The organism is Brevundimonas sp. GCM10030266, assembly GCF_042666595.1.
Taxonomy (GTDB): domain Bacteria; phylum Pseudomonadota; class Alphaproteobacteria; order Caulobacterales; family Caulobacteraceae; genus Brevundimonas.
This window is the reverse complement of the sequence record NZ_JBHTCY010000006.1, coordinates 130,968-152,821: the sequence shown is the minus strand read 5'-3', so window position 1 is coordinate 152,821 and position 21,854 is coordinate 130,968. Positions and strand designations below refer to the sequence as shown.

31 protein-coding genes are annotated in these 21,854 nt (G+C 68.2%); 21 read left to right on the top strand and 10 right to left on the bottom strand.

Annotation, left to right across the window (positions count from 1 at the left end; all coding sequences use genetic code 11):
- The first annotated feature begins 50 nt into the window (after window positions 1–50).
- Window positions 51–1,433 (top strand): trypsin-like peptidase domain-containing protein, encoded by a 1,383-nt coding sequence (locus ACFQQC_RS18025; RefSeq protein ID WP_376863930.1) that lies wholly within the window; start codon window positions 51–53, stop codon window positions 1,431–1,433.
- A 4-nt stretch (window positions 1,434–1,437) separates the two neighbouring features.
- On the opposite strand, the gene ACFQQC_RS18020 is transcribed toward ACFQQC_RS18025, so the two are convergent.
- Window positions 1,438–1,851 (bottom strand): VOC family protein, encoded by a 414-nt coding sequence (locus ACFQQC_RS18020; protein WP_376863929.1) that lies wholly within the window; start codon window positions 1,849–1,851, stop codon window positions 1,438–1,440.
- A 71-nt stretch (window positions 1,852–1,922) separates the two neighbouring features.
- Between ACFQQC_RS18020 and ACFQQC_RS18015 the strand changes: the two genes are divergently transcribed.
- The 7 genes from ACFQQC_RS18015 to ACFQQC_RS17985 all read left to right on the top strand — a co-directional run bounded on the left by ACFQQC_RS18015 (window position 1,923) and on the right by ACFQQC_RS17985 (window position 6,339).
- Complete coding sequence (locus ACFQQC_RS18015) at window positions 1,923–3,227, top strand: replication-associated recombination protein A (protein WP_376863928.1); 1,305 nt, start codon at window positions 1,923–1,925, stop codon at window positions 3,225–3,227.
- Window positions 3,228–3,265: 38 nt separating this feature from the next.
- On the top strand, window positions 3,266–3,502 hold the full coding sequence (locus tag ACFQQC_RS18010) for a hypothetical protein (RefSeq protein WP_376863927.1): 237 nt from the start codon (window positions 3,266–3,268) through the stop codon (window positions 3,500–3,502).
- Window positions 3,503–3,593: 91 nt separating this feature from the next.
- The gene (locus ACFQQC_RS18005) at window positions 3,594–4,049 is read left to right on the top strand and encodes a hypothetical protein (protein ID WP_376863926.1); all 456 of its coding nucleotides are present in this window, start codon (window positions 3,594–3,596) and stop codon (window positions 4,047–4,049) included.
- Window positions 4,050–4,093: 44 nt separating this feature from the next.
- Complete coding sequence (locus ACFQQC_RS18000) at window positions 4,094–4,513, top strand: hypothetical protein (RefSeq protein WP_376863925.1); 420 nt, start codon at window positions 4,094–4,096, stop codon at window positions 4,511–4,513.
- Window positions 4,510–4,935, top strand: a complete 426-nt coding sequence (locus ACFQQC_RS17995; protein WP_376863924.1) for a hypothetical protein — start codon at window positions 4,510–4,512, stop codon at window positions 4,933–4,935. The genes ACFQQC_RS18000 and ACFQQC_RS17995 overlap by 4 nt, the downstream gene beginning before the upstream one ends.
- A 2-nt stretch (window positions 4,936–4,937) precedes the next feature.
- On the top strand, window positions 4,938–5,663 hold the full coding sequence (locus ACFQQC_RS17990; protein WP_376863923.1) for an RluA family pseudouridine synthase: 726 nt from the start codon (window positions 4,938–4,940) through the stop codon (window positions 5,661–5,663).
- Between the two features lie 172 nt (window positions 5,664–5,835).
- On the top strand, window positions 5,836–6,339 hold the full coding sequence (locus tag ACFQQC_RS17985; protein ID WP_376863921.1) for a hypothetical protein: 504 nt from the start codon (window positions 5,836–5,838) through the stop codon (window positions 6,337–6,339).
- Window positions 6,340–6,434: 95 nt separating this feature from the next.
- Here ACFQQC_RS17985 and ACFQQC_RS17980 read toward each other — a convergent pair whose 3' ends face one another.
- Both ACFQQC_RS17980 and ACFQQC_RS17975 read right to left on the bottom strand, forming a co-directional pair.
- Window positions 6,435–7,673 (bottom strand): hypothetical protein, encoded by a 1,239-nt coding sequence (locus ACFQQC_RS17980; protein ID WP_376863920.1) that lies wholly within the window; start codon window positions 7,671–7,673, stop codon window positions 6,435–6,437.
- Window positions 7,674–7,814: 141 nt separating this feature from the next.
- The gene (locus ACFQQC_RS17975; protein ID WP_376863919.1) at window positions 7,815–8,321 is read right to left on the bottom strand and encodes a hypothetical protein; all 507 of its coding nucleotides are present in this window, start codon (window positions 8,319–8,321) and stop codon (window positions 7,815–7,817) included.
- A 45-nt stretch (window positions 8,322–8,366) separates the two neighbouring features.
- On the opposite strand from ACFQQC_RS17975, the gene crcB reads away from it, so the two are divergent.
- From crcB to ACFQQC_RS17935, 8 genes are all read left to right on the top strand, one after another.
- Window positions 8,367–8,753, top strand: coding sequence for a fluoride efflux transporter CrcB (crcB, locus tag ACFQQC_RS17970; RefSeq protein ID WP_376863918.1), 387 nt, complete (start codon window positions 8,367–8,369; stop codon window positions 8,751–8,753).
- A gap of 77 nt (window positions 8,754–8,830) precedes the next feature.
- Window positions 8,831–9,808 (top strand): RluA family pseudouridine synthase, encoded by a 978-nt coding sequence (locus ACFQQC_RS17965; RefSeq protein WP_376863964.1) that lies wholly within the window; start codon window positions 8,831–8,833, stop codon window positions 9,806–9,808.
- On the top strand, window positions 9,805–10,476 hold the full coding sequence (locus ACFQQC_RS17960) for an HAD-IA family hydrolase (protein ID WP_376863917.1): 672 nt from the start codon (window positions 9,805–9,807) through the stop codon (window positions 10,474–10,476). The genes ACFQQC_RS17965 and ACFQQC_RS17960 overlap by 4 nt, the downstream gene beginning before the upstream one ends.
- 13 nt (window positions 10,477–10,489) lie before the next feature.
- Window positions 10,490–11,260 carry an ATP12 family chaperone protein gene (locus tag ACFQQC_RS17955; protein WP_376863916.1) on the top strand — a complete coding sequence of 257 codons (771 nt, stop codon included), beginning with the start codon at window positions 10,490–10,492 and terminating at the stop codon, window positions 11,258–11,260.
- 220 nt (window positions 11,261–11,480) lie between these two features.
- Complete coding sequence (locus tag ACFQQC_RS17950; RefSeq protein ID WP_376863915.1) at window positions 11,481–11,930, top strand: hypothetical protein; 450 nt, start codon at window positions 11,481–11,483, stop codon at window positions 11,928–11,930.
- On the top strand, window positions 11,927–12,217 hold the full coding sequence (locus ACFQQC_RS17945; RefSeq protein ID WP_376863914.1) for a transcriptional regulator: 291 nt from the start codon (window positions 11,927–11,929) through the stop codon (window positions 12,215–12,217). The genes ACFQQC_RS17950 and ACFQQC_RS17945 overlap by 4 nt, the downstream gene beginning before the upstream one ends.
- A 71-nt stretch (window positions 12,218–12,288) precedes the next feature.
- Complete coding sequence (locus tag ACFQQC_RS17940; protein WP_376863913.1) at window positions 12,289–12,699, top strand: hypothetical protein; 411 nt, start codon at window positions 12,289–12,291, stop codon at window positions 12,697–12,699.
- Window positions 12,700–13,006: 307 nt separating this feature from the next.
- Window positions 13,007–13,162, top strand: coding sequence for a hypothetical protein (locus ACFQQC_RS17935; RefSeq protein WP_376863912.1), 156 nt, complete (start codon window positions 13,007–13,009; stop codon window positions 13,160–13,162).
- Here ACFQQC_RS17935 and ACFQQC_RS17930 read toward each other — a convergent pair whose 3' ends face one another.
- The 4 genes from ACFQQC_RS17930 to ACFQQC_RS17915 all read right to left on the bottom strand — a co-directional run bounded on the left by ACFQQC_RS17930 (window position 13,163) and on the right by ACFQQC_RS17915 (window position 15,479).
- The gene (locus ACFQQC_RS17930) at window positions 13,163–13,636 is read right to left on the bottom strand and encodes a surface-adhesin E family protein (protein WP_376863911.1); all 474 of its coding nucleotides are present in this window, start codon (window positions 13,634–13,636) and stop codon (window positions 13,163–13,165) included.
- Between the two features lie 39 nt (window positions 13,637–13,675).
- On the bottom strand, window positions 13,676–14,338 hold the full coding sequence (locus ACFQQC_RS17925) for a hypothetical protein (RefSeq protein WP_376863910.1): 663 nt from the start codon (window positions 14,336–14,338) through the stop codon (window positions 13,676–13,678).
- Window positions 14,339–14,411: 73 nt separating this feature from the next.
- On the bottom strand, window positions 14,412–14,921 hold the full coding sequence (locus tag ACFQQC_RS17920; protein ID WP_376863909.1) for a DUF2199 domain-containing protein: 510 nt from the start codon (window positions 14,919–14,921) through the stop codon (window positions 14,412–14,414).
- Between the two features lie 174 nt (window positions 14,922–15,095).
- Window positions 15,096–15,479, bottom strand: coding sequence for a MerR family transcriptional regulator (locus tag ACFQQC_RS17915; RefSeq protein ID WP_376863908.1), 384 nt, complete (start codon window positions 15,477–15,479; stop codon window positions 15,096–15,098).
- A 70-nt stretch (window positions 15,480–15,549) separates the two neighbouring features.
- On the opposite strand from ACFQQC_RS17915, the gene ACFQQC_RS17910 reads away from it, so the two are divergent.
- Together ACFQQC_RS17910 and ACFQQC_RS17905 are read left to right on the top strand one after the other, a co-directional pair.
- A complete protein-coding gene (locus tag ACFQQC_RS17910) occupies window positions 15,550–16,293 on the top strand; it encodes a MauE/DoxX family redox-associated membrane protein (protein ID WP_376863907.1) in 744 nt (247 codons plus the stop codon).
- A gap of 101 nt (window positions 16,294–16,394) precedes the next feature.
- Entirely contained in the window at window positions 16,395–16,637 is a 243-nt protein-coding gene (locus ACFQQC_RS17905) for a hypothetical protein (protein WP_376863906.1), read from the top strand.
- Here ACFQQC_RS17905 and ACFQQC_RS17900 read toward each other — a convergent pair whose 3' ends face one another.
- A complete protein-coding gene (locus ACFQQC_RS17900; protein WP_376863905.1) occupies window positions 16,638–17,087 on the bottom strand; it encodes a MarR family winged helix-turn-helix transcriptional regulator in 450 nt (149 codons plus the stop codon).
- Between the two features lie 84 nt (window positions 17,088–17,171).
- Here ACFQQC_RS17900 and ACFQQC_RS17895 point away from each other — a divergent pair, with 84 nt between their 5' ends.
- Together ACFQQC_RS17895 and ACFQQC_RS17890 are read left to right on the top strand one after the other, a co-directional pair.
- The gene (locus ACFQQC_RS17895) at window positions 17,172–17,849 is read left to right on the top strand and encodes a glutathione S-transferase family protein (protein ID WP_376863904.1); all 678 of its coding nucleotides are present in this window, start codon (window positions 17,172–17,174) and stop codon (window positions 17,847–17,849) included.
- 1 nt (window position 17,850) lies between these two features.
- The gene (locus ACFQQC_RS17890) at window positions 17,851–18,381 is read left to right on the top strand and encodes a dihydrofolate reductase family protein (protein WP_376863903.1); all 531 of its coding nucleotides are present in this window, start codon (window positions 17,851–17,853) and stop codon (window positions 18,379–18,381) included.
- Here the strand turns inward: ACFQQC_RS17890 and ACFQQC_RS17885 are convergent.
- Both ACFQQC_RS17885 and ACFQQC_RS17880 read right to left on the bottom strand, forming a co-directional pair.
- On the bottom strand, window positions 18,366–19,136 hold the full coding sequence (locus ACFQQC_RS17885) for a pseudouridine synthase (protein WP_376863902.1): 771 nt from the start codon (window positions 19,134–19,136) through the stop codon (window positions 18,366–18,368). The genes ACFQQC_RS17890 and ACFQQC_RS17885 overlap by 16 nt on opposite strands.
- A 1-nt stretch (window position 19,137) precedes the next feature.
- Window positions 19,138–19,773 (bottom strand): DUF938 domain-containing protein, encoded by a 636-nt coding sequence (locus tag ACFQQC_RS17880; RefSeq protein ID WP_376863901.1) that lies wholly within the window; start codon window positions 19,771–19,773, stop codon window positions 19,138–19,140.
- Window positions 19,774–19,983: 210 nt separating this feature from the next.
- On the opposite strand from ACFQQC_RS17880, the gene ACFQQC_RS17875 reads away from it, so the two are divergent.
- Window positions 19,984–21,828 (top strand): phosphoenolpyruvate carboxykinase (GTP), encoded by a 1,845-nt coding sequence (locus tag ACFQQC_RS17875; protein WP_376863900.1) that lies wholly within the window; start codon window positions 19,984–19,986, stop codon window positions 21,826–21,828.
- Window positions 21,829–21,854 lie beyond the last annotated feature (26 nt).

Here is a 21,854-nt window from a genome sequence, read left to right as displayed (position 1 = left end):
GACGTAGCCGTAATGGGAACGTCTCTCCTGCCTTTGCTTTACGGACGATGATGAAGACTGCCCCTCTCGCGATCGCACTCGCCCTGACCCTCGCCGCCTGCGGGCAACCCGGAAACTCAAAGGCCCAGGACGGCGTCTTCGCGGACAACCGGGTCGTGCCCGGCGACGCGATGGCGATGAAGTCCAGCTTCGCGCCCGTGGTGCGCACCGCCGCCCCCGCCGTGGTCAATATCTCGGCCCGGGGCGTGCAGCCCAACGACCCCTTCTTCCGGATGTTCGGCGCCCCGGCGGAGCGCCAGACCGGCTCGGTCGGCTCGGGCGTGATCGTGCGCGAGAACGGGGTGGTGGTGACCAACTATCACGTCGTCAACGGCATGCAGCAAATCCGCGTCGTGCTGAACGACCGCCGGGAATTCAACGCCCGCGTGGTGCTGGGCGACGAGCGCTCCGATCTGGCCGTGCTTCAGCTGGAGGGCGTCAACGAGCGTCTGCCGGTGCTGAACATCGACGACCGCGAGGAGCAGCAGGTCGGCGATCTGGTGCTGGCCATCGGCAATCCGTTCGGCGTCGGCCAGACGGTGACCAACGGCATCATCTCGGCCCTGAACCGGACCGAGACCAACATTTCCGACAGCGGCTCCTTCATCCAGACCGACGCGGCCATCAACCCGGGCAACTCCGGCGGGGCGCTGGTCGACATGGACGGCGACCTGATCGGCATCAACTCGGCCATCTTTTCGCGCTCGGGCACCTCGTCAGGCGTCGGCTTCGCCATTCCGGCGACGATGGTGCGGCGTGTGGTGGACAACGCCGTCGGCGGCGCCAGCACGGTCGTGCGACCCTGGCTGGGCGTGAAGGGCGAGACCATCAGCGCCGATATCGCCCGCAGCCTCGGTCTCGAACGGCCGCAGGGCGTCATCGTCACCCAGGTCTGGAACAATGGCCCCGGCGAGCGCGCCGGCATCCGCGAGGGCGACCTGATCACCGCCATCGACGGCGCCGAGGTCAATGATCAGGGCGGGCTGAATTTCCGCGTCGGCCTGCATGACCCGAACGAGGCGGTCGAGGTGACCCTGCTGCGCGACGGCCGTCGCCAGACGCTGAACGCCCGCGTCTCTCCCCTGCCGGGCGATCCGGACGTGGAGAAGGCGACGGTGATCCAGCAGGGCGGCCTGTCCGGCGCCCAGGTGCTGGTGCTGAACCCGGCGCTGGCGGACCGGCTGGGCGGCGATCCGTTCCTGAGCGGCGTCATCATCGGCGGCATCGACGGTCGCGGCTATGCGCGCCGTGGCGTGGGCCTGATGTCCGGCGACGTTCTGGTGGCCCTCAATGATCGTCCGGTGACGGCGGTGAGCCAGCTGACCAATGTGCCCCGCGGCGCCCGCCTGACGGTCGAGCGGCGCGGGCAGCGCGGGATCCTGGTCGTCCGCTAGGGCGTCACTTGCGGCTGGGGGATCCGATCGACCAGGTGTGGCCGAACGGATCGCTCATGCGGCCGTAGCGATCGCCCCAGAACTGGTCGGCCAGAGGCGTGACCGGCACGCAGCCGGCGATGATGGCGCGGTTCCACCACTCGTCCGCGTCATCGACCTGCAGATGCATGACCACCCCTGTGGGGACGATGTCCGTCGGGTGGCCGTACTCCGGAAACTCGTCGGACAGGAAGACCAGGCCGCCATTGATGAGCAGGCGGCTGTGCATCAGCCGCTCGCCGTCCTCCGCCGAATTCCGGAACAGCTCCTCGGCGCCGAAGGCGGCCCGATAGAACTCCACGGCGGCCTGTCCGCCCCGCGAGGGGATGGTCAGATAGGGGATGACCCCGCCGGGCGGGACCTGATGCGGTTCGGCCATCTCATTCTCCTCGAATCCTGCACACACTAACGCGTGAAATACGGGGCGGTTACGCCTATCTCTGGGCGCACATGAGCGATCTTTTCGAAGCCTCCGGCATCCATCCCCCCGACGCCCCGCTGGCCGACCGTCTGCGGCCGCAGACGCTCGAGGATGTGGTCGGGCAGGACCATCTGCTGGGCGAGGGCGGACCGATCCGGCGGATGATCGAGGCGGGTCGTCTGGGCTCGATGATCCTGTGGGGGCCGCCCGGCACCGGAAAGACCACCATCGCCCGGTTGCTGGCGAAGGCGGCGGGCTATCAGTACCAGCAGATCAGCGCCGTCTTCTCGGGCGTGGCCGATCTGAAGAAGGCGTTCGAGCAGGCGCGGATGCGCCGGGCCGCCGGTCAGAGCACCCTGCTGTTCGTCGATGAGATTCACCGCTTCAACCGCGCCCAGCAGGACGGCTTCCTGCCCTTCGTGGAGGAGGGGATCGTCACCCTCGTCGGGGCCACGACCGAGAACCCTTCGTTCGAGCTGAACGGGGCCCTGCTGTCGCGCTCGCAGGTCTATGTGCTGAAGCGGCTGGACGATGCGGCGCTGGATCAACTGTTGATCCGGGCCGAGGCGATGGAGGGCAAGCCGCTGCCCCTGACCCCGGAATCCCGTCACGCCCTGCTGGCCCTGGCCGACGGGGACGGGCGTTACCTGCTGACCATGTCGGAGGTCCTGTTCGACCTTCAGGGCGTCGAGCCGCTCGATGTGCAGGCGCTGGCCGGCATCCTCCAGAAGCGCGCGCCTGCTTACGACAAGAGTCGAGAAGAGCACTACAACCTCATATCCGCGCTGCATAAATCGGTTCGCGGCTCGGACCCCGACGCGGCCCTCTACTGGCTGGCGCGGATGCTGAACGGGGGCGAGGACCCGCTCTATCTGGCGCGCCGGATCGTGCGGATGGCGGTCGAGGACATTGGTCAGGCCGACCCGCTTTCGATCCTCGTCGCCAACGCCGCCAAGGACACCTACGACTTCCTCGGCAGCCCCGAGGGCGAGCTGGCGTTGGCCCAGGCGGTGGTCCATCTGGCCACCGCGCCCAAGTCGGTCGGGGTGTACGAGGCCTACAAGGCGGCCAAGCGCGCGGCGGCCGAGACCGGCTCCCTGATGCCGCCCGCCCATATCCGCAACGCCCCGACCAAGCTGATGAAACAGCTCGGCTACGGTGAGGGCTATCAGTACGACCCCGACGCAGAGGACGGCTTCTCGGGCGCCAACTTCTTCCCCGAAGGCATGGAGCGCCGCACCTTCTACAAGCCGAAAGGCGAGGGGCACGAAGCCAAGGTCAAGGAGCGGCTGGAACGCTGGGCCGAGCTCAGGGCGCGGAAGCAGGGCGGCTGATGGGACGCGGGGGGCTGTTTATCATTGCGGGGGTGCTGATGCTGATCGGCGCCGGGCTGCTGGCGGTCGCGGCGACGACACCGTGGCATACCGACAGCGACGCCTACTTCGCCGGGCTCGGTGCGATACGGGAAGGTCTCTATAGCGAGACACCGGATTTCAGTGCGGCCAGTGAGGCGTTCAAGGAGCTCCAGAGCCAGTACCGCACGTCCAAATGGGTCTGGGCGGACTTCGGCTATGCCGCCGCCGCTGGGTCCCGACTTTCGTCGGGATGACGATAGCTGGGGGGCAGGCTGAACGCTGTTCATTGTTCCCGGCGCCGGCTCAGCCTAGCTTCACCGCGTCACATGACCTTGGGAGGGGACCATGAACGATACCAACACGATGACCGTCCGCACACCCTGGCACCTGTGGGTGGTGGGGGTTCTGTCGCTGCTGTGGAATGCCTACGGGGGATGGGACTTCATCCAGACCACCACGCGCGGCGAGACCTATATGCGCGAGGTCGGGTTCGATCAGCCGATGATCGACTATTTCAACGCCATGCCGACGTGGATGTACGGGCCGTGGGTGCTCGGCGTCTGGGGCGCGGTGATCGGTTCGATCCTGCTGCTGGTGCGCCGCAAATGGGCGGTCCACGCCTTCGCCCTGTCGTTCCTCGGCGCGCTGGTCAGCCTGATCTACGGCAAATTCATCAGCCCGCCGCCGCCGCCCTCGCCGGGCATGGAGGTTATGGTCTGGATGCCGTTCGTCATCCTGCTGATCGCCGCGGCCCTGCTCTGGTACGCCTGGAGCATGGCGAAGAAGGGCGTGCTGCGCTGAAGTGACGGCTAGGGTTGGCGGCGGATCGTGCTAAGCGGTCGGCCATGCAGATCGTCGCTCCCCGTCGCACCCTGATCCTCGCCGCCGCCTGCCTGATCGGGGCGGGCGTGCTGATCCAGTGGCTGCTGGGCTACAGCCTCAACCCGGCCTCGGCGCCGATGGTCGAGATCGTGGCGCTGGTCCTGTATGGCGCCGCCATCATCCTGATGGTCGCGCCGCAGGCGCGGGGACGGCCGCTGATGGGCGCGGGGCTGGGCTTCATCCTGATGTGCTGGGCGGTGCATCTGAACGCCCGCCTGTCCGTCTTCCTCGAGACCGAGGCCGGGGGCGACGTCATCGCCGCCCACCGCATCCTGCTGGCCACCCTGTTCGCGGCGCCGTTCGCCGGGCTGATCGTCGGGATCATCAGCGGCCTGCTGGTCCGCGCCGAGCGCATCCGCTTTGCGCCCAGGGCCGCGTCGTGAGCGAGGCTGCCGAGGGCCGAAGCCGTTGGTCCGCCTTCGTCGTTCCCGCCGTTCTGGTCGGGGTGGCGCTGGCCTGGCAGGCCTTGGCGGGCTTCCGTGTCAGTAGTGAAGCGGGGCGAGCCGCGGAGATGCTGGCCTGGCTCGCGTATGCGATCGCTATCGTCCTGATCTGCGTCCGTCTGGGACGCAAGCACGCCTTGTTGGCCGGACTGCTGGCTCTCGTGCTGATGTTTCTGGCGGTGGATCTGAACACGCGCTGGGCGACCACGCTCTATGTTCGCCATGGCGGCGCGTATTCGTGGAGTGGTCTTCGCCAAGTCGCTGCGACATGGTTCATCGGACCACTCGCCGGCGTCGCCACCGGCATTGTCACGATCCTGATCGCGCGTTTCGGGCGTCGCCCCGGACAGCCGCAGGCCTGACCATGACCAAACGCGCGCCCGTATCCCTGACGCCCGAAGAAATCGCCGCCGTCCGCGCGTGGGTGATCCACGAGGACGAGCACGTTCTGGCCTTCAACAAGCCGTCGGGCCTGTCCAGTCAGGGCGGGCGGATACAGGCGCATACGCTGGACGACCTGCTGTGGGCCTTCATGCGCTCGAACGGCAAGCGGCCCGAGCTGGTGCACCGGCTGGACCGCGACACCTCCGGCGTCATCATCGCCGCCCGGACCAAGCCCGCCGCGGGCTTCCTCGGCAAGGCGATGCAGGCGCGGCGGTTCAGGAAGACCTATCAGGCCCTGCTGTCGGCGGCGCCCGAGCCCCGCGCCGGGACCATCGACACTCCGCTGATGCGGCAGGAGATCGGGCGCGAGAGCTATACCCGCGCCGTGACCGCCGACACGCCGGGCGCCCAGGCCGCCCTGAGCCGCTATCGCACCCTGTCGGCGTCGGAGGAGGGGGCTCTGGTCGAGCTGGACCCCGCCACCGGTCGCATGCATCAGCTGCGCGTCCACATGGCCTCCATCGGCAGGCCAATGGCCGGCGACGTCCGCTATGGCGGCGCCCTGACGTTCGCGGGCAGGGCCGCGCCGCGCCTGATGCTGCATGCCTCCAGGCTGGTCTTCCCGCATCCGTCCGGCGGCTACGTCACCGTCGAGGCCCCTCTGCCCGAGGATTTTCTGGCGCTGAAGGCGGCGGCGGGGTTGTGAGGTTCTAGGCGCAAGGTTCTAGGTTCCAGGGATCATGTTTCAGGGCATGTGCGGGACTCGCCGTGAAGCCGTGCACCTGGAACCTGCCCCCTAGAACCTGGCACCTCCCACGCCTACTCGCCGGAACCCCCGTCCGCCGCTACGGTTACTCTCCCGAACACGGAGCGCCGTCATGAAACGTCTTGTCCTGCCTGTGATCCTCGCCGCCGGTCTGGGCCTGTCGGCCTGCGCCAGCCTCGCCCCCTATGGCGCCCAGGCCGGGCCGAACGGGCAGGGCTATTCGGAGCAGCGAATCGAGAGCAACCGCTATCGGGTGACCTACAACGGCGTCGGCGCGCCCGGGCCGGTGGCCGACTACGCCCTGCTGCGCGCGGCCGAGCTGACCACCTCGCAGGGCTATGACTGGTTCGAGGTCACCCAGCGCTGGACCGACGGCCGCCCCGACAGCGCCGGCGGCGTCCGGCCCAGCGTCGGCGTCAGCTATGGCGGCGGTCGCTACTCCAGCCCCTATGGCCGCTATTCCAGCTCCGGCGTGGGTCTGGGCGTCGGCCTGAACTTCAGCGGCCCGTCCCCGACCTCGACCTCGCTTGAAGTCGTCATGGGCCGCGGCGCCAAGCCGGATCGGCCCGAAGCCTATGATGCGCGGGGCGTGCGGGATGCGCTGGGGAGGTTCTAGGCTTTAGGTTGCAGGTTCTAGGTTACCGGTTCCGAGGACGAGGCTCAGGCCTTCCTGCATCTGTCCCTGGAACCTGAACCCCTAGAGCCTGGAACCTACCTTCCCCGCGTCAGCGCCCGGTATTCCACCAGCCGCTCCTTGTCGCGGCGGACCTGATCGGCGACGGCGTTGTCGACGTCCAGCGAGGCGTAGCGGACCCAGCCGTCGACGCCGAGCTTGTCCTGAACGGCGGCCACCGGGGTGCGCCAGCGGAAGTAGGACAGCCAGCTGACGCCTGCGCCCAGGATGATGGCCAAGGCCTGCAGGGCGCGGAAGGCGCCGGCGTCGGCGGGGGCGGGCTCCAGCAGGAACAGGGCCAGCCAGACCACGAAGACCAGCGGCGTCATGATCCGCTGCGCCCAGCGCATCCAGTAGCGCTCGCGCCGGACGCGCCACAGCTCCATCTGGACGTATTTTTCGAGGTACTCCATCCGCGCCCCGATCCACATGGTCAGGCGGGTCAGATACAGGGCGCGGCGGCCCCAGCCCTTGCCGTCCATCTGGTACTGGGTCTCGGCCTGATCGGCCATGGCGCGGGCGCTGGTGAACAGGTTTTGCAGTTCGCGCGTCCGCGTCACGATCTCGCGCGACAGCTCATAGGAGTCGTTCTCCAGCTGGAAGCGGTACTGGATGAACAGGATCGCCTGCGCGGCCCAGAAGATCCCCACCGTCGCCAGCATGGCGGCGAAGGCCAGGCCCAGCCCCATCGGCGGCGAGCCGGTCCAGGTCGAGAACCAGGTCGGCCCCAGCGTCGCCAGCAGGGTGAAGGCGACCAGCGCCGCCAGCTGGCTGCCGCGCTTGACCGTCACGTGCACGATCAGCGCCTTGAAGACGCGGCGGCCATAGTCATGGATCAGCTTGCGGATGTCGCTGTCGACCGGGAAACGCTCCTCGATCTGACGGCTGAACAGGACGTGGAAGCGGTCCGGCTTCCCCTCGCTCTCCCAGAAGGGAAAGATGTCGAGCGGCTGGTTGAAATACTCGTCGATATGGCTCGACACCGCGGCCACCGAGGCCGGGTCGTAGGAGAAATACTCGCTGTCCTGAATCGGGCGCAGGATGCCGTCGGCGCTGCGCAGCGCCGGGGCCTCGACCTGCGAGGTCGGCGGCGGCGCGGCGCGATCGACGCTGTCCTGACCGCCCGGCGGCGGCGGGTTCGGCGCGGCCTGCAGGCGCTGGTCGTGGCCATGGCCGCCGTGTCCCCCGTCGTTCAGGGCGCCGAAGGGCTCGGGCTCCGGCGCATTGTGCGGATGCGCGTTCGGGTTGGGGGCGTGGTTGTGATCGTCGTGCGACATGGCGCTTCGGCGGTCCCTTGAGTCTCGATGAACGCGACTATGGCAGATCACGCCGCCGGGCCGACGACGTTCTCTCACGACGCGAAGCGCCGCCGTTCAGCTATCGCCGTTAACCTTGCTTTGGGGCAAGTGAAGTTTCGGTCAGGAGGAGAAGTCCCACCGAGAGATCTCAGGCGGCTCAACCACAGGGCTGTTGGATGAGATCGTGCAGTCAAACTGTTCAACCTGCTTGCCAACGTAGGCCAGCTTGCTTTGCAAAGGCGCGTCCGCCGCTGGCATGTCGTGTTCCCCGGACACAAATGCATCGAGCCCCTGCATCAGCACCACCTCGAACCGGCACCGTCCCGAAACCGGTGGCATCGCCTGACCAGCGGCACACCAGGTGACGTAGAAAAAGGTGGTGTCGCCTGACGAAAGCCGCCCCTTAACAGCGACTTTTGAATCGAGGACGCCGCAAGTTGGTTGTTGCGTACTGTCCCCTCGGGCGAGGACCAGGACATCCTCATAGACGGCGCGCTCGCGCTCAGCGGAGGGAATCGAGAGGCGCGCGATGAGTTGCTCGATCGAAGGTGTTTCTGGCGTGGCGGGTGCTTGTTGCGGTGCGATCAGGATCAACGCCGCCAGTGTACCGGTGATCAGGCCTGTCATCGGGTTCCCTTCGCAATGCCGCAATCGGCGCTATAAGCCCGCACCATGACACGTTTTCTCATCGTTGCAGCCGGGGGCGCGCTCGGCGCCATGGCCCGCTACGGGCTGGGACGACTGCTGCCCGTGACCGGCGGCTGGCCCTGGCCGACGCTGGCGGCCAATGTGGTCGGCGGGCTGCTGATGGGCGTGCTGACCGGCTGGCTGGCCTTCAAGGGCGGGACGAACGGCGAGACGATCCGCCTGTTCGCCGCTGTCGGCGTTCTGGGCGGCTTCACCACTTTCAGCGCCTTCTCGCTGGAGACGGTCCTGATGATCGAGCGCCGTCAGTTCGCCATGGCCGGTGGTTATGTCGCGATTTCGGTGGCCGCTTCGGTCATCGCCCTGTTTATCGGCCTGATCCTGGCCCGCCGCGCTTTCGGAGCCGCGATTTGACTGACGAAGCCTATAATCCCGCTGACGGCGAGCCGGACGACGCGCCGAAAGACGCCCCCAAGCGCGAGGTCCAGACGATCTACGTCGCCGAGGCCGAGGACGGCATCCGGCTGGACCGCTGGTTCCGCCGCCGCTGGCCGCACCTGTCGAACATTCAGGTTCAGAAGATGGCCCGCAGCGGCCAGATCCGCGTGGACGGCGCCCGCATCAAGCCCGAAGGCCGCCTGACCGCCGGCGCCGCCGTGCGCGTGCCGCCGATCCCGGACGACACCTCGCGGCAGGCCGGTGACGCCCACACCCTGTCCGAGAAGGACATCGCCTTCGCCAAATCCCTCGTTCTCTATGAGGACGACATGGTCATCGCCCTGAACAAGCCGCACGGTCTGGCCGTGCAGGGCGGCACCAAGACCAGCCGCCACGTCGACCGCCTGCTGGGCGCCTGGGGCGAGGGGATGGAGCGCCCGCGTCTGGTGCACCGGCTCGACCGCGACACCTCGGGCGTGCTGCTGCTCGGCAAGGGACCGGAGGCGGCCAAGCGCCTCGCCGGAGCCTTCGCCCGCCGTCAGGCCAAGAAGACCTACTGGGCCATCGTCATCGGCAATCCCAAGCCCTCGGCGGGCCAGATCGACATGCCGCTGAAGAAGACCGGCATCAACGACTTCGAGATGATGCGCCCGGCCGAGCGCAAGGACCCGCGCGCCGAACCGGCCGAAACGGCCTTCACCACCATCTCCAGAGCCGCCCATCGCGCCGCCTGGATGGCCCTGCGCCCCTTCACCGGCCGGACCCACCAGCTGCGCGCCCACATGGCCGCCATCGGCCACCCGATCCTCGGCGATCCCAAGTATGGCGACGACAAGTCCCGCGAACTGTCCGGCCCGCTGAAGCTGCAGCTGCACGCCCGCCGCATCGAGCTGGACCACCCCGCGGGCGGCAAGCTGATCGTCGAGGCGCCGCTGAGCCCCGAGATGAAGGCCGGCTTCGCCCACTTCGGCTTCGACCCGCACGAGGCCGACGGCGAGGACCCGTTCGAGGGAGTCCGCCGCCAGCGATGACCCGTCCCCTCGCAGTCTTCGATATCGACGGCACCCTGGTGGACAGCCGCGCTTCCATCCATCGTGCGGCCTGTGACGCCGCGCGGGCCATGGGCCTGCCGGAACCCGAGTATGACCGGGTCCGCATGATCGTGGGCCTGAGCCTGCACAAGGCCCTGCACACGCTGGAGCCTCAGCTGACCGACGCCGAGCTGGCCGACTTCGTCGCCGGTTTTCAGGCCAGCTTCCGCCGGATGTACGAGGCCGGGCACGAGGAGCCGCTGTACGACGGCGCCATGGACCACCTGCGTCGCCTGCATCGCGACGGCTGGCGTCTGGCCCTGGCTACCGGCCAGAACCGCCGGGGCGTGGCCCGCAATCTGGCCCGTCAGGGCTGGGCCGAGATCTTCCTGTCCTCGCACTGCGCCGAGGATGGCCCCGGCAAGCCGGACCCGGCCATGCTGCACGCCGCCATGGCCGCCTGCGGGGCTGAGCCCGCCTCGACCGTCATGATCGGCGACACCGCCCATGACGCGACCATGGCCGTCAACGCCGGTGTCCTGCCGCTGGGCGTCGGCTGGGGCTTCCACACGGCCGAGGAACAGATCGCCGGCGGCGCCCGCCATGTGTCGAAGAGCTTCGGCGAGCTGAATGTGGTGCTGGACGGCTTCGCCCGCGCCACCGCCTGACCTGAGAGACCCGATGTCCCACATCCCCCCGCTTGATCCCATGGTCGCCGCGAAGAAGGGCTTCCGCGAGTCCGAAGAGCGGCTGAAACGCTTCTGGAAGACGGTCGATGTGGCGGAAGGTGAGGGGGCCAAAGGGCGTGAATGGACCGTCCTGCTCGACGGCCGCGCGCCCAAGACCCCGGCTCATGCGAAACTGACCCTGCCGACCGAAGCCGCCGCGCGTCTGGTCGCCGACGAATGGGCCGCGCAGGGCGAGTTTATCGCGCCCGAGACCATGCCCGCCACCCGTCTGGCCTCCACCGCCATCGACCGGGTCAGTCAGGTGCGCGAGGCCGTGGCCGACGAGGTCGCCGCCTACGCCGGGACCGACCTGCTCTGCTATCCCGCCGAGGCGCCCGGCTCGCTGGTCGCCCAGCAGGCCCGCGAATGGGGCCCGTGGCGCGACTGGGCCGGGGATCTGGGCGTGCCGCTGGCGGTCGCCGAGGGCATCACCCACAAGCCGCAGGACCCTGCCGCCGTCGCCCGCGTGCGCGAACTGGCGCTGGAACTGGATGACTTCGCCCTGACCGGCCTGGCCGCGGCCGTCCCCCTGCTGGGTTCGGCCGTGCTGGGTCTGGCGGTCCAGCGCGGCGCCCTCACCGGTGAGGCCGCCTTCGACCTGTCCCGCCTCGACGAGGCCTTCCAGGAATCCCGTTGGGGCGTCGACGAGGAAAACGCCGCCCGCACCGCCGCCCGCCGCGCCGAGGCTGTGCTGTTCGACCGGTGGTTCCGGGCGCTGGGCTGACCGAACCCCTCCGTCTCTCCGGCTTCGCCTCCGAGCCACCTCCCCACTGCGTGGAGAGGTGAACGGGAACCCTCACCTCTCCGGCGAAGCCGGGGAGGGGGACCACCCGAAGGGTGGTGGAGGGGTGACGCGCCCCCTCACTTTCCAATCTGGAAAATTGTCACTTGCCATCATGGAAAGTGACGTCTAGCTTTCCAACATGGAAAGTGAGGAGGTCGCCATGACGGAGAACCCAACCCCCGAGGAAGCGCTCGCCGCCATCAAGGCCGCGCGCGGCGAGGTGGGGCGATCGCTGGACTATCACCCGGTCTGGGACCTGATTTCGGGCATCCCGGTCGCCATCATGGTCGGCGGGCAGGGCCTGCCGCCGCCGTGGAGCACCCTGACGGTGGTGTTCGGCATTCTCGGCGTGGTCTGGTCGATGAACGCCTGGAAGGCCCATTACGGCTGGTGGGTCAACGGCTACAGCCCGAAGAGGGCCCGCTGGGTCTCCTTCGCCATGATCGCCCTGATCCTGCCGCTGATGCTGGCGTGCCTGTGGACCAGTCTCGGGGACGGTCCCTGGTGGCTGCCGTTGGTCAACGCCGTCCTCGCCTGGATCATCATGGGCATCGGCAGCCGCGTCTGGATGATCGTCTACCGCCGGGAGCTGGCGGAGACGGACGCATGAGCGACGTCCCTGTCTTCGATCCGATCCTGCACGCCCCGGGCCGCCTGCAGATCGGCGCCATCCTGTCCCGCGTCGACGAGGCCGAGTTCGCCATGATCCGCGACGCCATCAAGGTCTCGGACTCGGTCCTGTCCAAACACCTGAAACAGATGGAGGAGGCCGGCTACATCAAGCTGACCAAGGCGGCGCAGGACGGGCGGCAACGGACCTGGATCAGCTTCTCCATGACGGGAAAGCTGGCGTTCAGGGCCCATGTAGCGGAGCTGCAGAGGCTGGCTGGGGGGTAGGTTTGGCCCACGGCTTGCCATCGCGACAGAGCGCTTTTACGCAGGTCACTTGGGGAGTTGAGGGGGAAAGCATGAGGTATGGCCTGTTCGGCATCGCAGTGATGGCGGCGTTCCTGTCCACCGGGGCGGGGGCGGAGACTCTGGGCTTCGCGGATGAGTCCCATTCGGACCCGGCGGCGGCGCTGCGCAACAAGGCCGAGGTGCCTGCTGAGTGTCTGGACGCCGTCGGCGCCAACACCTGCATCGGCCTTCTCATCGCTGAGGACGCGGGAGAGGGGCCACTCTGGCGCTTCGCGTGGGCGACCCCGGACACCAACGCCATCTGTGTCGATGCCGCCACCGCGAACTATCGGGTGAAATGCGATGCGTCGGATGCGGTTCGTATCGTGTGGGAAAGCCCGATGATGGTCTGCGGACCGAACCGGACCAACTGCCACAGGCCGCCGATGCCGGAACTGCCCTACCGACCGGACGCAACCTGATTACCCCCGCTGTTCGCACCGCCTTCGCCGACGCCCTGCCCGAGGGCGGGACGAACGTGCGCGCCGCGCGGTCTGATGAGCAAGCTTACGAACCGGAGGATGACGCCGTCTTCCGGAGCTGGCTGAAGGCGCGCCAGCCCTGAAAAACCTCCTCTTCCTCTGCTCCCGCAACCGCCTGCGTTCACCCACGGCGGAGCAGCTCTTCGCCAGTCGCCCCGGCGTCGAGACCGCCTCCGCCGGGCTGGCGCCGGACGCGGAGGAGGAATGCTCGGTCGAGCTGGTCGAATGGGCCGACATCATCTTCGTCATGGAGAAGGCGCACCGGTCGAAGCTGCAGCGCCGCTTCGGAAAACACCTGAAGCATGCCCGGGTGATCTGCCTCGACATCCCCGACGACTACGCCTTCATGCAGCCGGAACTGGTCGCCCTGCTGGAGAAGAGGGTGGGGGCGTATCTGCCCTGACTACTGCAGGCGGGTTCCGGAGCAGGCCCGTTCCATCACCGTCCGGGCGACCGAGTTCGGAGAGGTCGCCTGCCATTCTGCGTCGTCCATACGACGGCTGGCCAACTGCTCCTTCAGGTTATTGTCGCGGTAGAGCGTCATCTCCAGCGTACGGTGGCGAAGGTTCACGCAATCCAGTTCGCGCCGCTGCAGGTTGGAACTGCTCCGGTAGCCGCCGATCTCGAGCGGCGCATAGTACTCGTGCCGGATCAGGGCGGTGACAATGTCGCCGTCCCGGGTGACGCCAGCGCTTTCTCCCAGCGCCACGGCCACCTGGTCGGCGGCGAGGACGGTCCAGCCGTCAAGCTCGAGGGTCTGTTCGATCCAGACATCCAGTGCGGCCTGGGTCATTGCGGGCGGCGCGGCCTGAGGCGCGGATTGCGGTGCGGCTTCGGGCAGCGGGAACAGGGCGACGGCGAGCAGGGCGAGGATCATGGCGCCACGGTGGCCCGCCGGCCCATCGGCCGCAAGCCCTCACTCCACCAGCACATTCACCGTCGCCACCACCCCGGTGGTCAGGACGAACAGCCCCACGGCCCACAGGCCGGCCTTCCAGCCGCCCATCCCCTCCACCGACATCAGCCAGCGGCGCTGGATGGCGATGTACCAGATCGTGCTGATCACGATCACCAGCACCCCCGCCAGCGTCGTCCATTCCGCCGGATCCCGCACCGCCATGCTGCCCAGACTGACCAGAATGGACGTCGCGCCGGACAGGTAGCACTGGGCGAAGAAGGGCGGGCGCAGGGTGTCGCGGTCGACCTTGCGGCCCGACAGCTTCAGCCAGGCCCAGGCGAAGATCAGCGGGTGCAGGCTGAACATCAGGGCGCGGAAGATCAGCAGGTTCTGGTCGCTGGAGGTGACCAGTTCGCCGATGCCGTTCCGGTGCTGCTCGACCCCGAACCCCAGCATCATCTCCAGCCCGTGCGCCAGCAGGATGCTGAGCACCAGGAACATCGGCGGGCTCAGGGTCTCCAGATACTGCTTCTCGGGCTTGTCGCGCTGTTCGCTGTCCGAATAGCGCATGGTCTTCAGCGGATGGCGCAGCGTCATGAACAGCGTCCGCGGATAGAACAGCAGCCACGACATGACCTCGTAGAGCAGCTCTTCGACCGAACGCAGGATGGTCAGGAACATGGGCGGGTCTCCCGGAGCGGGGTGAGCCTTGCAGGGAAACATGAACCGGTCCCTGACGACGATTATCGAGGGCTCAGTCCCGATCTCCCAGTCCGTAGGCGTGGAAATACTCCGCCGCCGCTTCCAGTGAGACGCCTTCGCGCTGCTGGACCGCCAGCGGGTGATCCGTCGGCTCCAGCTCGATCAGGGGGCGCAGTCGTCCATCGCGGGGCAGCAGGTTGCACTTCAGCAGCAGGGTTTGCGGATACCCGGGGATGTTGTTCGAGAACCATCCGAACATCGGCCCCAGCTTCGACTGGTCCTCGTCGTTGAAAGCGTCCTGACAACGGGCGAAATTATCGCGGCTGACCGTCGACCAGACGCCGAAGGACAGCACGTCGTCCCGACCGATGATCGGGATATCCAGCACGCCCCGGACATAGAAGTCTGTCTCGCGGTACTCGGCGAAGTCGCTGTCGAGAGACCAGTCCGCGGCGCGTTCCGCCTCCGAGGCCCAGTCCCAGGGATCGGGCGCCACGAACGCAAGGGCGGGAAATCCCTCGTGCGGCTCATTGCAAACGGCGCAGGTGAAGCTGGCGGACATGGCGCCACCCTAGCGAACCGGAGCTCCGGCGGGGAGACGGGTTAGGCCATACGTCCAATCCTGACGCATCGGCCCGCTAGAATGCCGCTTTCGGGTCTTTGAAAATCAGGTCGGGCGTAGACGGGATAGACGGCATAGACGGTGTATTTCGACCGTCTATCGGGGCCGCCGCCCTTAGCCCTCGAACGCCGTGATGATCGGGCAGGGCCCTGCGCCACCGTCGCCGCAGGCCTTCGCCAGCCGGCGCAGGGACGCCCGCGCGGCCTCCAGCTCCGCGATCTTCGCGTCCAGTTCCGTCAGCCGCGCCTGCGCCAGTTCACGCGCCCGCGCCCGGTCCTGCCCGGCGTCCAGCGCCAGCAGTTCGCTGATCTGCTCCAGGGTGAACCCCGCCGTCTGGGCCGAGCGGATGAAGCGCAGGCGGCGCATCGCTTCTTCGCCGTACCGGCGCACGCCATCGCCGCGCGGCGTCTCCAGCAGGCCGCGCCGCTGGTAGTAGCGGATGGTCTCCACCCCCACGCCGCCTTCGCGGGCGAGACCTGAAATGGTCAGATCGCGCATCCCTTGACTCCGTACCATGGTACGGACCCCAGATAGGGCGCGGGCCGTTGTGAACAAGCCGGAGATCCCGATGTCAGAGCCGCGAAAGACCGCTATCCTCTACCGCATGGTCATGCCCGACCATGTCTGTCCCTATGGGCGAAAAGCGGTGTGGCTGCTGAAGCGCAAGGGCTATGCGGTCGAGGATCGCCACCTGACCACGCGGGCCGGAACCGACGCCTTCAAGGCCGAACACGACGTGAAGACCACGCCCCAGACCTTCATCGACGGTGTGCGGATCGGCGGCTACGACGACCTGCGCCGCTTCTTCGGCCAGAAGGTCCCGGAGGCCGGCGCGACCAGCTATGTCCCCGTGCTGGCGGTGTTCGCCGTGGCCCTGCTGCTGGCGCTGGTGGTGGTCTGGTGGATGGACGGGCCGGTGCTGGCCAACCTGCCGCCCGCCTTCATCTCCATCGCCATGTGCCTGCTGGCCATGCTGAAGCTGCAGGACGTCGAGAAATTCTCGACCATGTTCCTCAACTACGACCTGCTGGCGCAGAAATGGCCGCCGTACGGCTACATCTACCCCTTCGCCGAGTTGGGAGCGGGGGTGCTGATGCTGGCGGGCGTGCTGACCTGGCTGTCGGCGCCCGTGGCCCTGTTCATCGGGGGGATCGGAGCGGTCTCGGTGTTCAAGGCGGTCTATGTCGACAAGCGCCATCTGAAATGCGCCTGCGTCGGCGGCTCGACCAATGTCCCGCTGGGCTTCGTCTCCCTGACCGAGAACCTGATGATGATCGCCATGGCGGTCTGGATGCTGGCGGTCATGCACTGACGTTCGATGAGGTGACGTGACGCGGGAATCAGCGCACGAAGTATGCACGTATAGCGAGTAATCGCGGTTTCTATGCCCGTCAGGCGAGGCCGGATATGTGGATGCGAGGACTGGAGGGGGCGGTGCGCGTGCGTTGCCCCGAGTGCTGCGAGGCCGACTGGCGCACCCGTATCGAGCTGGACAGCGGGCGACCGTTCACCTGCTACATGTGCCTGTGCCGCAGCGAGACGCCGCTGCCGGCGCGGGGGCTCAAGGACGGTTGCTCCAGCCGCCTGATGACCGTCGGCCGTCGCGTCCGGGGCCTGTTCCGCCGACGGGACGACCACGACGGCGCGGTGGTCTGATCAGCGGCCCAGCAGGCGGCGCAGGTCGCCCCGCACCCGGTCGCCGCCGCCGGTCTCCAGCTCCGCCTCGACCGTCCGGTGGGTCTCGACCCAGATCGGCGTCGCCTTGGCCAGCAGATCCCGCCCGACCGCGGTCAGGGCCACCCGACGGCCCCGCCGATCGTCCGGGTCGACGGTGCTGATGACCACGCCTGATCGCTCCAGCGGCTTCAGGTTGGCGGTCACGGTCGAGCGATCCATGGCCAGGGTCTCGGCCACCTGACCGACGGTCGGCGGGGCCGGGCGGTTCAGGCTGTTCAGCAGCGAGAACTGGCCACTGGTCAGGCCCAGCGGCCGGAACACCTCGTCAAACCGCCGCGACAGCGCCCGCGCCGCCTGCTGGGTCGCCAGACACAGGCAGTGATCCCGGATGTGCAGGGTGGTGGCGAAGGGCTCGGGCACGTTTGACATGCCGATCTGGATAGTTTGATATCAACCTATTCGTCAATGAATCTGGCGCGGACGGCGCCGGGCCCGCGTGGAAGGAACGCCCCCATGATCCAGGTCACCGCCTTCAAATGGGTGCCGCCCTTCGCCCAGGGCTCGGTGCGCGACATCCGGGTGCGCTGGGCGCTGGAGGAGGCGGGGCTGGGCTATGACGACCGGCTGATCGGCTTCGAGGACCAGGCCACGCCCGAGTACCGGGCGATGCAGCCCTTCGGTCAGGTGCCGGCCTATCGCGATGACCGGGTCGAGATGTTCGAGAGCGGCGCCATCGTCCTGTGGATCGCCCAGAGCTCGGACCAGTTGATGCCTGCCGATGACGCGGGCCGGGCCATGGTCCTGACCTGGCTGTTCGCGGCCATGAACAGCGTCGAGCCCCATGTCGCCGAGCTGGCCATCATCGACCTGTTCAACGCCGACAAGGACTGGGCGAAGGCTCGCCGCCCGGAGGTCGAGGCCTTCCTGCGCAAGCGGCTGGGCGATCTGCAGACGGCGCTCGGCGACCGCCGCTGGTTCGCCAATGACCGGTTCAGCGCCGCCGACATCCTGATGACCCATGTCCTGCGCGACCTGCGCCACACCGACATTCTCGCCGACTTCCCGGCGCTGACGGACTATGTCGCCCGCTGTGAGGGGCGCCCCGCCTTCAAACGCGCGCTGGAGGACCAGCTGAAGCCGTTCAGGGCGGCGGAGGCGAAGAACCCGGCCCTGACCGGCGGCGCCGCCTGAGATGGCCCGTCTGGTCTTCGGCATGAACCAGTCGCTGGACGGCTATGTCGACCACGACGCCTTCGCGCCCGACGCGACCCTGTTCCGACACTTCATCGATCAAGTGAAGGGGCAGGCGGGCGGGCTGTACGGCCGCCGCCTCTATGAGATCATGGCCTACTGGGACGACGACCATCCCGAATGGACCGCCGACGAGCAGGAGTTCGCCGCGGCCTGGCGCGCCCATCCCAAATGGGTGGTGTCGCAGTCGCTGAAGTCCGTCGGCCCCAACACCACCCTGATCTCCGGCGACGTCGAGGCGGCGGTTCGCAAACTCAAGGCCGAGGTCGAGGGCGAGATCGAGGTCGGCGGGCCGAAGCTGGCCAAAAGCCTGGGCGAGATGGGCCTGATCGATGCGTACCGCATCTATCTGCACCCCTATGTCACCGGCGGCGGCGCGCCCTATTTCGCCGGGCCTCGCCCGCCGCTGCATCTGGTCAGCCATCAGCGGATCGGAGCCGAGGCCATCCTGCTGACCTACGAACCGGCCTGACCACCCTTGATTAGCGCCTCGCGCTCGGCCGCCGTCAGGGCGCGCCACTTGCCTTCGGGCAGGTCGCCGAGATGCAGGGGGCCGATGCGGATGCGGTGCAGGTCGATGACGCGCAGTTCGACCAGATCGGCCATGCGGCGGATCTGGCGGTTGCGGCCTTCCTTCAGGATGAAGCGCAGCAGCTGGGGCTCGACCACGGTCACCCGGGCGGGCTTCAGCCTGCGACCGTCCAGCTCCAGTCCGTGGCGCAGCTTGGTCAGCTTGGCCTCGGTCACCTGACCGCGCACCCGGACCAGATACTCCTTGTCCAGATCGGACTCCGGCCCGATCACCGCCTTGGCCACCACGCCGTCTGACGACAACAGCAGCAGGCCGCGGGAGTCCTCGTCCAGCCGCCCGATCGGGGGCAGGGAGGCGCGGCCCGGGGGCTCGGCGTCGCCGATGCGGTTGGCGATGGTCATCAGCCGCACCGCCGGGATCTTCCCCGGCTCGGGCTGGCCCGAGACATAGCCGACCGGCTTGTGCAGGATCAGGGTCTGGCCCTGCGCCAGTTCGGCGGTGGCGCCGTCGCTCAGGGTCAGGGTCTGGCCGGTCTCCAGCTTGCGGCCCGCGTCGCGGACCACCTCGCCGTCGATGGACACCAGCCCGTCGGCGATCAGGGCGTCGGCCTCGCGCCGCGAGCAGACCCCCGACTGGCCCAGCCATTTGTTGATGCGGACGGGTTCGGCCCCGTCATAGGTCTTCGTCCACGCCATCTCAGACCGCCCGGAACAGGAGCATGATGTTGTTGGCCGGCATCTCGACCCTGAGCGTCAGGGCCAGACCCGCCGTCTTCGCCTCCGCCACGACCGCATCCCGGTCGCGCAGGCCCCAGTCGGGGTTGCGGCTCTTGAGGCTGACGTCGAAGTCGGCGTTGGACGGGGCCAGTTCGATCTCCGCCTCGCGATAGGGGCCGTAGACCGCCAGCAGGCCGCCCGGACGGACCAGCGACCGGCCCGCCAGCCGCATCAGGCCTTCGGTCGCCGCCCACGGGCTGATGTGGATCATGTTGATGCAGACCATCGCCTCATAGGGCCCGGTCGGCCAGCCGCCTTCGTCCAACATGTCCAGCGCGACCGGCGGGTTCAGGTTCGGCAGTTTCGCCTGACCGGCCCAGGCGGTCATGCTGGCGCGGGCCTCGGCGGACGGATCGCTGGGCGTCCAGTCCAGACCGGGCAGGGCGCCGGCGAAGGCGACGGAGTGCTGGCCCGAGCCACCCGCGATCTCCAGCACCCGGCCGCGCGCGGGCATGTGCGCCTTCAGCACTTCCAGGATCGGCCCGGCGTTGCGGAGCGAGGCGGGGGAGTTCAGCCCGCCTTCGGGAGTCGCGGTCAGGGCGTCCATGGTCTGCATGCCGCCCGATACCCCGGCGAGGCCCGGATCGCGACCGGAAAGTGCGACGGCGATCGCGGTCGGTTCACGGCCGAGGTTGAAACTTGCGCCGGTTGACGACGCTCCGGGTTCGGTGTCATTCCGGCTGAAACATTGCGTGATGAAACACGCATCAGGGAGCGGTCACGGGGGCGGCAAGACCTCCGGGCCAGACGGTTCAGGAGACCTCACGTGACCCACTCGATCCCCGGCCTTCTGCCGGCCCCGACCCGCCATGCCGGTCTCATCGCCTGGGTGGAGCAGATCGCCGCCCTGACCAAGCCCGCCCGCGTCCACTGGTGCGACGGCTCCGAAGCCGAGAAGGCCGCGATCGTCGCCGACCTGATCGACAAGGGGACGCTGAAGGCGCTGGACCCGGTCAAGCGCCCGGGCAGCTACTACGCCGCCTCGGACCCCCGCGACGTCGCCCGCGTCGAGAGCCGCACCTTCATCTGCTCGGCCAATGAGATCGACGCCGGCCCGACCAACAACTGGGCCGATCCGGTCGAGATGCGCGCTCGCATGAGCGGCCTGTTCGACGGCTGCATGGCCGGCCGGACGATGTATGTCGTGCCGTTCTCGATGGGCCCGCTGGGTTCGAAGATCAGCGCCCTGGGTGTCGAGATCACCGACAGCGGCTATGTCGCCGTCTCCATGGGCATCATGACCCGCATGGGCCAGCCGGCGCTGGACGTGCTGGGCGAGGACGGCGTCTTCGTGCCCGCCATCCACACCCTCGGCGCTCCGCTGGCCAACGGTCAGGCGGATGTGCCGTGGCCCTGCAATGACGACAAGTGGATCGTCCACTATCCCGAGACCCGCGAGATCTGGTCCTACGGCTCGGGCTACGGCGGCAACGCCCTTCTGGGCAAGAAATGCTACGCCCTGCGCATCGCCTCGGTCATGGCCCGCGATGAGGGCTGGCTGGCCGAGCACATGCTGATCCTCAAGCTGACCAACCCGGAAGGGCAGGCCAAATACATCGCCGCCGCCTTCCCCTCGGCCTGCGGCAAGACCAACCTGGCCATGCTCCAGCCCGCCATTCCCGGCTGGAAGGCCGAGACGGTCGGCGACGACATCGCCTGGATGCGCTTCGGCGACGACGGCCGCCTGTACGCTGTGAACCCGGAAGCGGGCTTCTTCGGTGTGGCGCCGGGCACCAGCCGCAACACCAACCAGAACGCCCTGGCGACCCTGGCCTCCAACACCGTCTTCACCAATACCGGCCTGACCGATGACGGCGACGTCTGGTGGGAGGGCCTGTCCAAGGAAGCGCCGGAAGGCCTGACCAACTGGAAGGGCGCGGTCCACGACCCGGCCTCGGGCGAGCCCGCGGCGCACCCGAACGCCCGCTTCGCCGCCCCCGCCTACCAGTGCCCGACCATCGCGCCCGAGTGGGAAGATCCCAAGGGCGTGCCGATCGACGCCATCCTGTTCGGCGGCCGCCGCGCCTCGGCCGTGCCGCTGGTGACGGAGGCCTTCGACTGGGAGCACGGCGTCTTCATGGGCTCGTCGGTCGCCTCGGAAGGCACCGCCGCCGCCGAGAACAAGGTCGGAGAGCTGCGCCGCGACCCGTTCGCGATGCTGCCCTTCTGCGGCTACAACATGGGCGACTACTTCGCCCACTGGCTGGCCATGGGCGGCAAGACGGACGCGGCCAAGCTGCCGCGCCTCTACTTCGTCAACTGGTTCCGCAAGAACGAGGACGGGAAGTTCATCTGGCCGGGCTTCGGCGACAACGCCCGCGTCCTGAAGTGGATTTCCGAGCGACTGGACGGCAAGGCCGAGGCCGTGGACACCCCGGTCGGCCGCGTGCCTTCGGTCGAGGCGCTGGATCTGTCGGGCCTGACCCTGTCGGACGCCGATCTGGCCACCCTGCTGGACGTCGATGCCGAGGTCTGGGCCGAGGAAGCCGCCCTGATCCCCGCCTTCTACGAGACCTTCGGCGACCGTCTGCCCAAGGCCCTGTGGGACCAGCATGCGGCCCTGACGGCCCGCATCGAAGCGAACCGCGCGGCCGCCATCGCCGCGGAGTAGGCGCGGGGACATAGCGTCCACTTGCA

Bases quoted from the DNA above. Each gene is read 5' to 3' on its own strand.
- ACFQQC_RS17915 (WP_376863908.1), bottom strand. From the start codon at position 15,479: ATGCGCGATCTGACCATTTCAGGTCTCGCCCGCGAAGGCGGCGTGGGG.
- ACFQQC_RS18020 (WP_376863929.1), bottom strand. From the start codon at position 1,851: ATGGCCGAACCGCATCAGGTCCCGCCCGGCGGGGTCATCCCCTATCTG.
- ACFQQC_RS17930 (WP_376863911.1), bottom strand. From the start codon at position 13,636: ATGATCCTCGCCCTGCTCGCCGTCGCCCTGTTCCCGCTGCCCGAAGCC.
- ACFQQC_RS17890 (WP_376863903.1), top strand. From the start codon at position 17,851: ATGGCCCGTCTGGTCTTCGGCATGAACCAGTCGCTGGACGGCTATGTC.
- ACFQQC_RS18005 (WP_376863926.1), top strand. From the start codon at position 3,594: ATGAACGATACCAACACGATGACCGTCCGCACACCCTGGCACCTGTGG.
- ACFQQC_RS17885 (WP_376863902.1), bottom strand. From the start codon at position 19,136: ATGGCGTGGACGAAGACCTATGACGGGGCCGAACCCGTCCGCATCAAC.
- ACFQQC_RS17945 (WP_376863914.1), top strand. From the start codon at position 11,927: ATGAGCGACGTCCCTGTCTTCGATCCGATCCTGCACGCCCCGGGCCGC.
- ACFQQC_RS17985 (WP_376863921.1), top strand. From the start codon at position 5,836: ATGAAACGTCTTGTCCTGCCTGTGATCCTCGCCGCCGGTCTGGGCCTG.
- ACFQQC_RS17880 (WP_376863901.1), bottom strand. From the start codon at position 19,773: ATGCAGACCATGGACGCCCTGACCGCGACTCCCGAAGGCGGGCTGAAC.
- ACFQQC_RS18000 (WP_376863925.1), top strand. From the start codon at position 4,094: ATGCAGATCGTCGCTCCCCGTCGCACCCTGATCCTCGCCGCCGCCTGC.
- ACFQQC_RS17950 (WP_376863915.1), top strand. From the start codon at position 11,481: ATGACGGAGAACCCAACCCCCGAGGAAGCGCTCGCCGCCATCAAGGCC.
- ACFQQC_RS17905 (WP_376863906.1), top strand. From the start codon at position 16,395: ATGCGAGGACTGGAGGGGGCGGTGCGCGTGCGTTGCCCCGAGTGCTGC.
- ACFQQC_RS17910 (WP_376863907.1), top strand. From the start codon at position 15,550: ATGTCAGAGCCGCGAAAGACCGCTATCCTCTACCGCATGGTCATGCCC.
- crcB (WP_376863918.1), top strand. From the start codon at position 8,367: ATGACACGTTTTCTCATCGTTGCAGCCGGGGGCGCGCTCGGCGCCATG.
- ACFQQC_RS17990 (WP_376863923.1), top strand. From the start codon at position 4,938: ATGACCAAACGCGCGCCCGTATCCCTGACGCCCGAAGAAATCGCCGCC.
- ACFQQC_RS18025 (WP_376863930.1), top strand. From the start codon at position 51: ATGAAGACTGCCCCTCTCGCGATCGCACTCGCCCTGACCCTCGCCGCC.
- ACFQQC_RS17925 (WP_376863910.1), bottom strand. From the start codon at position 14,338: ATGTTCCTGACCATCCTGCGTTCGGTCGAAGAGCTGCTCTACGAGGTC.
- ACFQQC_RS17980 (WP_376863920.1), bottom strand. From the start codon at position 7,673: ATGTCGCACGACGATCACAACCACGCCCCCAACCCGAACGCGCATCCG.
- ACFQQC_RS17955 (WP_376863916.1), top strand. From the start codon at position 10,490: ATGTCCCACATCCCCCCGCTTGATCCCATGGTCGCCGCGAAGAAGGGC.
- ACFQQC_RS17920 (WP_376863909.1), bottom strand. From the start codon at position 14,921: ATGTCCGCCAGCTTCACCTGCGCCGTTTGCAATGAGCCGCACGAGGGA.
- ACFQQC_RS18010 (WP_376863927.1), top strand. From the start codon at position 3,266: ATGCTGATCGGCGCCGGGCTGCTGGCGGTCGCGGCGACGACACCGTGG.
- ACFQQC_RS18015 (WP_376863928.1), top strand. From the start codon at position 1,923: ATGAGCGATCTTTTCGAAGCCTCCGGCATCCATCCCCCCGACGCCCCG.
- ACFQQC_RS17900 (WP_376863905.1), bottom strand. From the start codon at position 17,087: ATGTCAAACGTGCCCGAGCCCTTCGCCACCACCCTGCACATCCGGGAT.
- ACFQQC_RS17960 (WP_376863917.1), top strand. From the start codon at position 9,805: ATGACCCGTCCCCTCGCAGTCTTCGATATCGACGGCACCCTGGTGGAC.
- ACFQQC_RS17940 (WP_376863913.1), top strand. From the start codon at position 12,289: ATGAGGTATGGCCTGTTCGGCATCGCAGTGATGGCGGCGTTCCTGTCC.
- ACFQQC_RS17935 (WP_376863912.1), top strand. From the start codon at position 13,007: ATGGAGAAGGCGCACCGGTCGAAGCTGCAGCGCCGCTTCGGAAAACAC.
- ACFQQC_RS17975 (WP_376863919.1), bottom strand. From the start codon at position 8,321: ATGACAGGCCTGATCACCGGTACACTGGCGGCGTTGATCCTGATCGCA.
- ACFQQC_RS17895 (WP_376863904.1), top strand. From the start codon at position 17,172: ATGATCCAGGTCACCGCCTTCAAATGGGTGCCGCCCTTCGCCCAGGGC.